General features: G+C 64.1%; 11 protein-coding genes. 4 read left to right on the plus strand and 7 right to left on the minus strand.

All coding sequences use genetic code 11. The features are described 5' to 3' along the window. Window positions 1-134 precede the first annotated feature (134 nt). Window positions 135-1733, plus strand: coding sequence for a phosphoenolpyruvate carboxykinase (locus tag Q0L89_RS02000; protein WP_296762124.1), 1599 nt, complete (start codon window positions 135-137; stop codon window positions 1731-1733). Window positions 1734-1807: 74 nt separating this feature from the next. Here the strand turns inward: Q0L89_RS02000 and Q0L89_RS02005 are convergent, their stop codons facing one another. Both Q0L89_RS02005 and Q0L89_RS02010 read right to left on the minus strand, forming a co-directional pair. Then, a complete protein-coding gene (locus Q0L89_RS02005; RefSeq protein WP_296762126.1) occupies window positions 1808-2515 on the minus strand; it encodes a hypothetical protein in 708 nt (235 codons plus the stop codon). A 62-nt stretch (window positions 2516-2577) separates the two neighbouring features. Beyond that, window positions 2578-3462 (minus strand): LysR family transcriptional regulator, encoded by an 885-nt coding sequence (locus tag Q0L89_RS02010; protein WP_296762128.1) that lies wholly within the window; start codon window positions 3460-3462, stop codon window positions 2578-2580. A gap of 244 nt (window positions 3463-3706) precedes the next feature. Here Q0L89_RS02010 and Q0L89_RS02015 point away from each other — a divergent pair, with 244 nt between their 5' ends. After that, on the plus strand, window positions 3707-4027 hold the full coding sequence (locus Q0L89_RS02015) for a helix-turn-helix transcriptional regulator (protein WP_296762129.1): 321 nt from the start codon (window positions 3707-3709) through the stop codon (window positions 4025-4027). A gap of 20 nt (window positions 4028-4047) precedes the next feature. Here the strand turns inward: Q0L89_RS02015 and Q0L89_RS02020 are convergent, their stop codons facing one another. Next, the gene (locus Q0L89_RS02020) at window positions 4048-4818 is read right to left on the minus strand and encodes a sulfite exporter TauE/SafE family protein (protein ID WP_296762131.1); all 771 of its coding nucleotides are present in this window, start codon (window positions 4816-4818) and stop codon (window positions 4048-4050) included. Window positions 4819-4963: 145 nt separating this feature from the next. On the opposite strand from Q0L89_RS02020, the gene Q0L89_RS02025 reads away from it, so the two are divergent. Then, complete coding sequence (locus Q0L89_RS02025) at window positions 4964-6649, plus strand: acyl-CoA dehydrogenase family protein (protein WP_296762132.1); 1686 nt, start codon at window positions 4964-4966, stop codon at window positions 6647-6649. A gap of 93 nt (window positions 6650-6742) precedes the next feature. Beyond that, window positions 6743-7573 (plus strand): 3-keto-5-aminohexanoate cleavage protein, encoded by an 831-nt coding sequence (locus Q0L89_RS02030; protein ID WP_296762133.1) that lies wholly within the window; start codon window positions 6743-6745, stop codon window positions 7571-7573. A gap of 18 nt (window positions 7574-7591) precedes the next feature. Here Q0L89_RS02030 and Q0L89_RS02035 read toward each other — a convergent pair whose 3' ends face one another. The 4 genes from Q0L89_RS02035 to Q0L89_RS02050 form a co-directional block, all read right to left on the minus strand. Continuing rightward, window positions 7592-8569 carry an SLAC1 anion channel family protein gene (locus Q0L89_RS02035; RefSeq protein WP_296762134.1) on the minus strand — a complete coding sequence of 326 codons (978 nt, stop codon included), beginning with the start codon at window positions 8567-8569 and terminating at the stop codon, window positions 7592-7594. A gap of 140 nt (window positions 8570-8709) precedes the next feature. Further along, window positions 8710-10032 (minus strand): TRAP transporter large permease, encoded by a 1323-nt coding sequence (locus Q0L89_RS02040; RefSeq protein ID WP_296762135.1) that lies wholly within the window; start codon window positions 10030-10032, stop codon window positions 8710-8712. Then, entirely contained in the window at window positions 10029-10622 is a 594-nt protein-coding gene (locus Q0L89_RS02045) for a TRAP transporter small permease (RefSeq protein WP_366937890.1), read from the minus strand. The genes Q0L89_RS02040 and Q0L89_RS02045 overlap by 4 nt, the downstream gene beginning before the upstream one ends. 91 nt (window positions 10623-10713) lie before the next feature. Continuing rightward, entirely contained in the window at window positions 10714-11751 is a 1038-nt protein-coding gene (locus tag Q0L89_RS02050) for a TRAP transporter substrate-binding protein (RefSeq protein WP_296762137.1), read from the minus strand. Between the last annotated feature and the right edge of the window lie 61 nt (window positions 11752-11812).

Consider the following 11812-nt stretch of genomic DNA (forward strand, 5'->3'; position numbering starts at 1 on the left):
CCTGTTCTTTCGCTGGATGCACATGCTATGAGGCCCGCGACGGGCCACCGTGGCCCGGTCTGGCGCGGGCCCGATTTCTCGCGCATTCGTTTCTCAAGGATCGCCGCAGTTCATGCGGCTGAAGGAGCTTGCACATGACATTCGGACGGGTGAACCCGCAATTCCGGCTTGAAGAACAGGGGATCACGGGGCTGGGAAATGTCTATTACAACCTTTTGGAACCCGCGCTTGTCGAGGCCGCGCTGAAGAACGGCGAAGGCACCCTCGGCAAAGGCGGTGCGTTGATGGTCGAGACCGGAAAGTTCACCGGCCGCTCGCCCAAGGACAAGCACGTGGTCAAGACCGCCTCGGTCGCAGACAGCATCTGGTGGGAAAACAACGCCACCATGTCGCCCGAAGGGTTCGATGCGCTCTATGCCGACATGCTCGAACACATGAAGGGCCGCGACTATTACGTCGAAGACCTGGTCGGCGGCGCCGACCCTACCATGGCCATCAACGTGCGCATGGTGACGGAACTGGCCTGGCACGCGCTGTTCAACCGGCACCTGTTGCGCCGGCCCACGCCCGAGGCGCTGGACGGCTACCTTGCCGATTTCACGATCGTCAACTGCCCGAGCTTCAAGGCCGACCCGCAGCGCCACGATTGCCGGTCAGACACCGTGATCGCGCTCAATTTCGACCGCAAGCTGATCCTGATCGCCAACACCGGATACGCGGGCGAGAACAAGAAATCGGTTTTCACGCTGCTCAACTACCTGCTGCCGGAAAAAGGCGTGATGCCGATGCACTGCTCGGCCAACCATGCCATCGACAACCCGGTCGATGCGGCGGTGTTCTTCGGCCTCAGCGGCACCGGCAAGACGACGCTGTCGGCCGATCCCGGGCGGGTTCTGATCGGCGACGACGAACACGGCTGGTCCGATCGCGGCACCTTCAACTTCGAGGGCGGCTGCTATGCCAAGACCATCGGCCTCGACCCCGACGCCGAACCCGAGATCTACGCCACCACGTCGAAATTCGGCACGGTGATCGAGAACATGGTGTTCGACCCCTACACCAGGGAACTGGATTTCGACGACGACACGCTGACCGCCAACATGCGCTGCGCCTACCCGTTGCATTATATCTCGAACGCGTCCGAAACCTCGCTTGGTGGCCACCCCAAGAATGTCATCATGCTGACCTGCGACGCCTTCGGCGTGCTGCCTCCTATCGCGCGGCTGACGCCGGCGCAGGCGATGTATCACTTCCTGTCGGGCTTTACCGCCAAGGTGGCCGGCACCGAACGCGGCGTCACCGAACCGCAGCCGACTTTCTCGACCTGTTTCGGCGCGCCCTTCATGCCGCGGCGTCCCGAGGTCTATGGCAACCTGCTGCGCGAGAAGATCGCCAGGCACGGCGCGACCTGCTGGCTGGTCAACACCGGCTGGACGGGTGGCGCCTATGGCACCGGTTCGCGCATGCCGATCAAGGCAACCCGCGCGCTGCTGACCGCGGCGCTGGACGGCAGCCTGAACGATGTCGAGTTCCGCAAGGACGACAATTTCGGCTTTGACGTGCCGGTTGCCGTTCCCGACGTGGCCGAGGTTCTGCTGGACCCGCGCCGCACCTGGCCCGACACCGATGCCTACGATGCGCAAGCGGCCATGCTGGTGAAGATGTTCGCCGACAATTTCGCGCAATACCTGCCCTATATCGACGACGACGTGAAAGCCGCGGCCATCGGCTGACCCCGTATCGACGGACCCACACCATGCGCGCGCGCCCCGATCAAACCGGTCGGGGCGCTTTCACTTGCGGCCGGTCATGCCGCGACCTCGTCCAGCGGCACGTGCATGACGTGGCGAATATCGTCGCCGGCCATCCAGACCATGTTGCAATCGAGCGGTTCGTTGCGGCCATGCACCTTCCAGCTCAGGCAATAGGGGTCGGTGTGCATGTATCCCTCGCGCTCGGCCAGGCCACGCCGTGCCACCGGGCGCAGCATGAACCCCACCACGTAGTCGGGTTGCCAGTGCAGCAACCCGGTCAGGAACGCGACGCGCGCCAGCACATCGATAATCCCGCGGCCGCGGTAGACCCCCGAATCATCGTTCAACCACATCTCGCCGTGATAGCAGACGCGCCCGCTTATCCGGTGTGCTGCCGGGCCCGGGCGAAACCATGATCCGTCGTAGTCGATGTCCAGCCCGGCCGGCGGAAAATCGTGGAACCGGGCCTGCAGGTACTGCGCCAGCGTTTGGTCGTCCAGGTCCAGCAGGCGCATCGCCTGGGTGTGCACGACCTGCCCCGCTGCATTGTGCCCGACAACCCACATCCCCTTGGAACGCGGCAACAATTTCTTTGCCGGATCAAAGGGCGGCCCGAGCGGCTGATCGGGCCGATGCTGGGCCACGAGCGCCGCGTACTCGGCAAAATCGTCCCCCATCGTCAGGAACAACTGGTTGCGGCGCAGGGTCGCGATGCTTTCGCACAAAAGCTGCGCCCCGTCGAAAACGTCTTGGATGGTCATGCCGTCTCTCCCGTGTTGCGAACAACCACAGGATGACCAACCAGCGTGTCGATGTTCTATCCCTATTTCATGTGACCGGTGGAGCCGTCCATCGCCTGATCCGCGGGCATGGACAGCCGGCGCGCCTCGGGCAGCCCCTCGATCTCGACGTCAAAGGTCCGCTCGACCAGCGAGATCAACGCAAAGCTGTCGTCGGGGAAACGTCCGCCCATCAACAGGCGCCGGTAATTGATCGCTTCGAAAACACCCTCCTCGCCGCGCGCCATCTGGGTGTGGATGTGATCGTATCGCAGCCCGTGATGCGTGGCCACCTCTTCGAAGTGCTGCCCCAGAAGCCGCGCCAGACCCGGGCCGCCCGGCAGGCCGGGCAGGCCCCGGCCGACGGCGCTGCGCTCCCACCTGCGACCGTACCATGTGGCATAGGACGATGCCTTTCCGACCTCCACGCAGATCCATTCGCGTTCCAGCTTGCGAAACACCATCAGGTAGGGGCGCAGATCGTGCAGCGCCGGATGATCGAGCGCCCCGCCCGCCCCGGCCCAGGCCTGCACCCCCTGACGCAGCAAAGGCGCGCGCTGCGTCCAGACCTTGCTGATGGGCTGCTGTTGCAGGAAAAAGCACCAGTCATCGGACTCCTCGATCGCGATATGCGTCAGCCCGTCCACCCGCCGCGACTGGTTGGCCAGCCAGGCATTGCCGCCGGTCAGGATATCCTCGGCATCCTGCAACGCCGCGCACCCGGCATCGGTCAGGTGGTACTGGCGGTCCCGCATCACGAACAGCCGCTCGCCGCGGGCCTGTTCCAGTTGCGCGATGTGGCGGCGCACGGTCTGCCGGGTGCTGCCCAGGTCGCGCACCGCCCGCGACAGGTTGAGCGTGCGCGCCAGCGTGGTGAACGAGCGCAGCATTTCGTGCAGGATCGCGTGCATTTGGCGCTTGTCGGTCACGGGCCCGCCTTTCCGGTTTCGCGGCACGGGTCGCGTCGCCGATTCCAGCCGGCCATGGCCGGACTCGTGTTGCGATGGCGGTTGATGGTACACTCATCATCCATATTGGGAACATCTATAACACTATTTGGTGTATTGATAACAAGTTGATTTGCAGCGTCCAATAGACATCTTCAGGATGTAATCGGAGATTTCTCAGGGAAGTAACATGTCTCATCCAGTTGATGTTCACGTCGGAAAGAAGTTGAAACAGATCCGTATCCTGCGCGGCATGACGCAGACAGATGTTGCCGACGGGCTGAACATCTCGTTCCAGCAGGTGCAGAAATACGAACTGGGGCGCAACCGCATCTCGGCCAGCAAGCTGTTCGAACTGGCCCGCATCCTGAACGTGCCGCCTGCCTATTTCTTCGACGGGCTTGAAGGAACGGGCCCTGACAAGGCACCCCGGATGGATGACGAAGCAGCCAAGGTCGCGGCGATGCTGACCCGCATCAAGGATACCAAGCTGCGCAACCATATCCGCAGCTTCATCAGCGAAGTTGCGGCGACGCACAGCGCCTGAACCGCTCCGGGCTGCGATGCCTAGGCCATCAGCGCGCGCCGGATCAGGTTCAACCCCGCGACGAACAGCACCAGCAGGGTGGCCGTGCGGAACGCCTGCTGGTTGATTCGGTCCTGGATGCGGAACCCGACCCACATCCCGGCCAGCGCCGGCGCGACCATGGCGATCGAAAAGGGCAGCGTCTCGGCACGCAGCACGCCCGACGCGACATGCGCCCAGAACAGCGCCAGCGCCCCCAGCCCGTAGATCACCCCCTGCACCCTGATCTGTTCGGTCTTGGGGGTGTCGAGCGCGGTCAGGTACAGGATCGTGGGCGGCCCCCAAATGCCCGACATGCCGCCGACAAAACCCGCGAAGGCACCCAGCGTCGCCTCGACCCAGGCATGGCCGCGCACCGGCAGACGCGGTTGCCAGCCGGCCAGTTGCATGCTGGTGAATGCCACCACCGGCACGCCGATCAGCAGCAGCAGCACGTTGCCGGGCAACACGCGCACCATCTGGGCGCTGAGCACCAGCAACACCAGCCCGGACAGCAGGAACCGGCGGAACCGCCTGAGCGACTGCCACGCCGCGCGCGGGCCCTGCCTGAGCGCCTGCAGGCCGTTGCTAAGCAGCGTCGGCAGGATCAGCCCGGCAAGGGCCAGTTCGGGGCCGATCACGCCCCCGAGCAGGGAAATCATGATCATCGGCATCGCAAAACCCACCATGCCCTTGACCACCCCGGCCATCAGGACAACCAGACAGGAAACCGCAAGTGCCTCAGCGGACAGCATCGGGAAGGCGCTCATCATGGAAGGGTCATAGCGCGGCCCCGACTCCGCTGCACGGAGAAATCTCCGTGCGCAACTATACATCGCGTGGGCATGATATTTGGCATATTAATTGCGCTGCAACTGCAAAGTAGCTAGGACAGGCCCTAGCGAAAGGAATCGATCCATGGCTCATGACGGACAGGACATCACGATGACATCATCCCCCCTGCTGACCGATCTTCTGGCACTTGGCGAGGGGGCGATCGGCGCCGCCGAGACGGTGCTGGAAAAGGCAACGGCCCGGGTGCGCGAGATGGTGAGCGAGGATGGCCGGGTCGCGGGTCGACTGATCGAAACGCACCAGACCGCCGCGCACGGGTTGGCCTGGCTGGCGACTTACGTCGAATCGTTGCGCCAGATGCAGAAATGGGCCGAGGCCCTGCAAGCGGCCGGCAGGTTCGGCGATGTGGAACAACTGATCCACCAGATCGCGCTTGGCGAGTACCTCGACCAGATCGCCGGCGGTATCCCGATGAGCCAGGGCGAGCGTGTCCGCATGCACGATGTCGGGCTCGACTGGGACACTCTCGCCGCCTTCCAGACAGATGCCGTGCGCACGCTGCGCGGCGCCGGCAACACGCAAGCCGCGCGCACCCGCCTTGTGGAGTTGATGCAGGAACGCAGCGCCGAAATCACCGTGGGCGCGACCGGGCTGGATGACGAGTTGGAGATGATCCGCGAGCAGTTCCGCCGCTACGCCGTCGACCGGATCGAGCCGAACGCCCACCACTGGCACCTCAAGGACGAGCTTATCCCGATGGATGTCATCGCCGAGTTGGCCGAAATGGGCGTGTTCGGCCTGACCATCCCCGAAAAATTCGGCGGCCTCGGGCTCAGCAAGGCCAGCATGGCCGTGGTGTCCGAGGAACTGTCGCGCGGCTATATCGGGGTGGGCAGCCTCGGCACGCGCTCGGAAATCGCCGCCGAACTGATCCTGTGCGGGGGCACCGACGCGCAAAAGGCCAAATGGCTGCCCGGCATCGCCAGTGGCGAGGTACTGCCGACAGCGGTGTTCACCGAACCCAACACCGGCTCGGACCTGGGCAGCTTGCGCACCCGCGCCGTCAAGGACGGCGACGACTACCGCGTGACCGGCAACAAGACCTGGATCACCCACGCCGCGCGCACGCACGTCATGACGCTGTTGGCGCGCACCGACCCCGACAGCACCGATCATCGCGGCCTGTCGATGTTCCTGGCCGAAAAGACACCGGGCACCGACGACGCGCCGTTCCCCGACGACGGCATCACCGGCGGCGAGATCGAGGTGCTGGGCTATCGCGGCATGAAGGAATACGAACTGGGCTTCGACAATTTCCACGTCAAAGGCGAAAACCTGCTGGGCGGCGAAGAGGGCAAGGGCTTCAAACAGCTCATGCAGACGTTTGAATCGGCCCGCATCCAGACCGCGGCGCGCGCCGTCGGCGTGGCGCAGGCGGCGCTGGACGTGGCGATGCAATACGCGCAAGACCGCAAGCAGTTCGGCAAGCCGCTGATCGCGTTCCCCCGGGTGTCGGACAAACTGGCGATGATGGCGGTCGAAATCATGGTGGCACGGCAACTGACCTATTTCGCCGCCTACGAGAAAGACCATGACCGCCGCTGCGACCTGGAGGCAGGCATGGCCAAGCTGCTGGGCGCGCGGGTGGCCTGGGCGGCGGCCGACAACGGCTTGCAAATCCACGGGGGCAATGGTTTCGCGCTGGAATACACCATCAGCCGCATCCTGTGCGACGCGCGCATCCTCAACATCTTCGAGGGCGCCGCGGAAATCCAGGCGCAGGTGATTGCCCGCCGTTTGCTGGGCTGATCCGGCAGCCGACGAGGGACGACCGCCGGCTTGCCGGGGGCGCGGGGAATGTGGCAGTGTCAATGAAACACTGAACACGAAAGCCCCCCACCCATGAGCAAGCCTTGCATCATTTGCGTGGCCATCACCGGATCGGTCCCCACCAAGGCGGACAACCCCGCCGTACCCGTCACCGTCGATGAGCAGATCGAAAGCACCCATGCCGCGTTCGAGGCTGGCGCCAGCATCTGCCACGCCCATGTGCGCAACGACGACGGCACGCCATCGTCGGACCCGGAGAGATTCGCGCGCCTGAAATCGGGGCTGGAGAAACACTGCCCCGGTATGGTGATACAGTTTTCCACCGGCGGGCGCTCGGGCGCGGGCCAGGCGCGTGGCGGTATGCTGCCCTTGCGTCCCGACATGGCCTCGTTGTCGGTGGGATCGAACAACTTTCCCACCCGCGTCTACGAGAACCCGCCCGACCTGGTGGCGTGGCTGACCTCCGAGATGCGCAAATACGACGTGACACCCGAGATCGAGGCGTTCGACCTCAGCCACATCCACCAGGCCGTGCGCCTGCACGACGCGGGCGCGCTTCCCGGAAAGCTCTACATACAGTTCGTGATGGGGGTGAAAAACGCCATGCCCGTCGATCGCCCGACCTTCGATTTCTACATCGAAACGGTCGAGCGGCTCGCGCCGGGCACCGAATGGTGCGCGGCCGGCATCGGGCCGGGGCAGATCGTGGTCAACGAATGGTCCGTCGCCACGGGCGGGCACGCGCGCACCGGGCTGGAAGACAACATCCGCCTCGACCGCGACACGCTGGCGCCCTCCAACGCGGTGCTTGTCGAGCGGGTGGTCGAGCTGTGCGACAAGCACGAACGCCCCGTGGCGACCCCGGCCCAGGCGCGCGAGATGCTGGGCCTGCGCCCGGCCTGACCCGCGGCGCGTCGGGGCTTACTCGGGAACGCAGACCTCGCCGGCGCGCATCGCGCGCAGGGTTTGAACGACGAGTACCGCGATCACGACGACCAGAACCGCCAGCAGGCCGGTTCCGATGATCCGGTGCGTGGTTGATCCGACCGCGCCGGCATAGACGAAACTGGCGATCGTCACCGCCGCGAAGGGAAACGACAGCGCCCAGAACGACATGGCGAACGGCAACTTCACCATGCGCGGCAGTTGTATGGCGACGATCAGGGTAAAGAAATAGGCCCCGTTCAGCAGCAACCGCGCGAAGGCATCCACATCGCCGACCAGCCGCATCCAGGCCACGAAGGCCACCGCCGGCGGCGCGATCAGGATCACCAGCGTCGGCTGCAAGCGCCCCGGCAGCGGGTCGTGAAAGATCAGGCGGTTGACGACCAGCGTCATGAGGACGATCCAGAAGATCAGCCCCACTGACATGAAATACCAGCTCAACTCGATATATCCCAGCGGCACGCCGGCAATTGGCACGATCACGTTGCCGACGGCGGGGATGAACCACGCCGGGCTCAGATGCCCGGCAAGGAACGACCGTGCCCCGATCCAGCCGGTGACCACCGCGATGGTCAACACGCCCTGCAAGGCCATGCCGACAAGCCAAAGGGCGTGCGCGGCCCCCTCGTTGCCCGGAAGCGCGCATGTGGCGAGCAACAGCAGAGAGATCGAGATCGCCGGGAAAAACGAAAGCCGCACCGGGTGATGCCATTCGCCCGCAACAGCTTGTGGATGGCGCAGCGCCTTGAGCGCGTAAATGACCGCTATGACAACAAACATCGCCGCAGCGAGCGCGAAAACAGCGCCCGATGCGGCGCCGCCTGTCCCATAGGCATGTTCCGCCGCATGCAGCGCCAGCGAAAACCCGCCCACCCCCATCACCGTGGCGAAGAAGGTAACGGGGAAGTTCTCAAGCCGGTTGCGTGGCGCCTGCGTGGCAGAAGTGTCGGTCATCGGTGGGCTCCTGCTGCGGCCGCGCCAAGGCCCGGCCGGCGATCCTGCGTTTCGCGTTACATATGACGATTCGCATATGACTGAAGCCCGGACATTGATCCAAATCAAAGCCGCATCGACAATACATCATTTTGCCGGCGTCAGTGCAGCAGCCGCAGCAGGAACAGGGTGATACCGGGGAACGCCACCAGGATGACGACGCGCAGGATATCGGAGGCCACGAACCACAGAACCGCCTTGTAGGTTTCGACCATCGGCGTCAGCCGGTCCATCGAGTTGATGACGAACAGGTTCATCCCCACCGGGGGCGTGATCAGCCCCACCTCGACGACGATCAGTACCAGGATGCCAAACCAGATCGCGACCTCTTCGGTTGTCAGCCCGAAATCGAGGTTCGAGATGATCGGAAAGAATATCGGGATCGTGAGCAGGATCATCGAGAGGCTGTCCATCAGGCAGCCGAAGACCAGGTAAAGCGACAGGATGATCGCCAGGATCATCCACGGGCTGTAGCCAAGGCCGACCACGTAATCCGACAACTCCTGCGGCACCCGTGTCAGCGCCAGGAACCCGTTATAGAATCCGGCTCCGAGGACGATGAAAAAGATCATCGCGGTGGATCGCGCCGTGGCGATGAAGCTTTCGACAAGCGAGTCGCGCGTCAGCCCGCCCTTGGTCAGTGCGATCAGCCCGGTCCCTGCCGCACCCACGGCCGCGCCTTCGGTGGGGGTGAAGACGCCCAGGTAGATACCGCCAACGACCGCGAGGAAAACCAGCAGCACCGGCCAGACGGCCCTTAGCGCGACGAACCGTTCGCGATAAGGGATCGGCTCGCGCACTCCGGCCGAGCCCGGGTGGACGCGCGCATATAGCGAAATGGTGATCATGTAGCCGAGCGCCGCCAGAAGCCCGGGGATGAACGCCGACACGAACAGCTTGGCGATGTTCTGCTCGGTCAGGATCGCGTAGATCACCAGGATCACCGAGGGCGGAATGAGAATCCCGAGCGTGCCGCCGGCGGCCAGGGTGGCGGTGGAAAAGCCACCCGAATAGCCATAGCGCCGCAGTTCGGGCAGGGCGACCTGGCTCATCGTGGCGGCGGTGGCCAGCGACGAGCCGCAGATCGCGCCGAAGCCCGCGCACGCACCCACGGCCGACATCGCCACGCCCCCGCGGCGGTGGCCAAGCCACGCCTCGGCCGCCTTGAACAACGCCGTGGACATGCCGCCCAGGGTGGCGAAATGGCCCATCAGCAGGAACATCGGAACGATCGACAGTGAATAGCTGGAAAAGGTCGAATAGGTCTCGGACTTGAGCTTGTTGAGGGGAACCGCCGTGCCGTCGGTGACGAAATAGATGCCCACAAGCCCCACGAGCAGCATCGACAGCCCGATAGGGATACGCAGGAAAATCAACAGCAGAAGAACGGGAAATGATGTCAGGCCGATTTCCAGGTTGGTCATTGGTCGCCCCCCCCGCCGATGCTGAGCACGCCGTGGCCGCTGAGGAATTCGATAACGCGTACCACGGCCACGTAAATACCCACCAACGCGGCGGCGATGGCTGCGGCCAGGCTGGCCGCATAGGACCACCACACGGGAATCTGCAACAGATAGGTCGTCTCGCCATAGCCCAACTTGCTCATCATGCCCTCGTAGAGCCGCCACGCGATCACGATGAGAACAATCGCGAACAGGGCATCGGCAACCATCTGGATAAAGCGGTTGACCCGCGTCGGAAACGCCGAGGTAAAGACATCCACCGTCGCGTGCCCGCCGGTGATCTGGCACAACGGTATGAACGCGAAGATCGCAAAGGCGATCCCGGCCTCGACGATCTCGAAATCACCCAGGATCGGGCCGACACCTGTCGCCAAAAGCGCGTCGGCAAGCTTTCCCATTGATCCCTGCACGGCATCGCTGTGCAGGATGGTGTTGATCGCCCGCCCGGTGACCGAAACGCATGTTAACAGGATCAGCGCCGACAGGACCGCGCCGCCGACGATCGCGAAGGCGCGGGCGACCGCATTCATCACCCAGTGTATCCGCTGCATTCCCATCCCCGTTTCTGCATGCAGGTAAGCCGGAACAGTGCCGCCGCGACGGCTGAAAACCATCGCGGCGGGTCTTTCGTGACAGCCCCGATTACTCGGCGCTGTGCTTTTCGATCAGGCCCTTGGCCTCGTCGAACACGGCCTGGCCGTCAAAGCCCTTGGAATCCATGTTCGCGATCCACTGCTCGATCGTGGGCTGCGCCGCCTCTTTCCAGCGCGCGACTTCTTCGGGCGGCAGGGTGATGATGTTGTTCCCCATCTCCTTGGCCGCTTCGTAGCCGGGCTGGTCGGACGCCGCCTGGGTCTTGCCGGCGAAGGCCGAGAAGTCGGCGCCCGAATTCTCGTCGATCACCGCCTTCAGGTCATCCGGCAGCGCCTCGTACTTGTCCTTGTTCATGGCAAAGATGAACGCGGTGGTATAGAGAGCTTCGTCGCCGAACGTGGTGTGGTTGTGAACCATCTCGGGGATCTTCAGCATCGCGGTCACTTCCCACGGGATCACCGCGCCGTCGATCACGCCCTTGGACAGCGCCTCGGGAATGGCAGGCACCGGCATGCCGACCGGGGTCGCGCCCAGATCACCCAGCATCTGGGTGATGATGCGGGTCGGGCCGCGCAGTTTCTTGCCGTTCATGTCCTCGAGCGAGGTAACCGGTTCGGCCGAATGGATCAGGCCGGGGCCGTGCACCCAGACGCCAAGAACCTTGAAGTCCTTGTAGTCGGAGTCGAACATGTTCTTTTCGGCATATTCCCAATAGGCCCGGCTGGTGTCCTCGGCATTGGACATCATGAAGGGCAGTTCGAACACCTCGGCCTGCGGAAAGCGGCCGGGGGAATAGCCCGCCACCGTCCAGACCACGTCGGCCACGCCGTCGATCGCCTGGTCGATCAGTTCCGGCGGCTTGCCGCCAAGCTGCATTGAGGGGTAGTGCTGCACGTCGATGCGGTCGCCGGAGTCTTCTTCGACGTCCTTGGCCCACTTTTCCAGGACCAGCTTTGGCACATTGGCCTGCGCCGGCAGGAACTGGTGCATCCGCAGCGTTACCTCCTGCGCGAAGGCGGTGCCGCTCATCCCGGCCAGCACGGCCGAGGCGGCCGCGGTCCGGAGCATTGTCTTGAACAGTGTCATGTTGATGTCCTCCCTTTGGTTCAACACTTGTCGGGCCATTTTCTGGCGGCCCGGTTCCGAG

This window comes from Sediminimonas sp. (assembly GCF_024637375.1).
Lineage (GTDB): Bacteria > Pseudomonadota > Alphaproteobacteria > Rhodobacterales > Rhodobacteraceae > Sediminimonas.

What these genes read in the sequence shown, in the direction of transcription:
- Q0L89_RS02025 (WP_296762132.1), top strand. Translation starts at nt 4,964, where the DNA reads ATGGCTCATGACGGACAGGACATCACGATGACATCATCCCCCCTGCTG.
- Q0L89_RS02045 (WP_366937890.1), bottom strand. Translation starts at nt 10,622, where the DNA reads ATGCAGCGGATACACTGGGTGATGAATGCGGTCGCCCGCGCCTTCGCG.
- Q0L89_RS02020 (WP_296762131.1), bottom strand. Translation starts at nt 4,818, where the DNA reads ATGATGAGCGCCTTCCCGATGCTGTCCGCTGAGGCACTTGCGGTTTCC.
- Q0L89_RS02030 (WP_296762133.1), top strand. Translation starts at nt 6,743, where the DNA reads ATGAGCAAGCCTTGCATCATTTGCGTGGCCATCACCGGATCGGTCCCC.
- Q0L89_RS02040 (WP_296762135.1), bottom strand. Translation starts at nt 10,032, where the DNA reads ATGACCAACCTGGAAATCGGCCTGACATCATTTCCCGTTCTTCTGCTG.
- Q0L89_RS02005 (WP_296762126.1), bottom strand. Translation starts at nt 2,515, where the DNA reads ATGACCATCCAAGACGTTTTCGACGGGGCGCAGCTTTTGTGCGAAAGC.
- Q0L89_RS02050 (WP_296762137.1), bottom strand. Translation starts at nt 11,751, where the DNA reads ATGACACTGTTCAAGACAATGCTCCGGACCGCGGCCGCCTCGGCCGTG.
- Q0L89_RS02000 (WP_296762124.1), top strand. Translation starts at nt 135, where the DNA reads ATGACATTCGGACGGGTGAACCCGCAATTCCGGCTTGAAGAACAGGGG.
- Q0L89_RS02035 (WP_296762134.1), bottom strand. Translation starts at nt 8,569, where the DNA reads ATGACCGACACTTCTGCCACGCAGGCGCCACGCAACCGGCTTGAGAAC.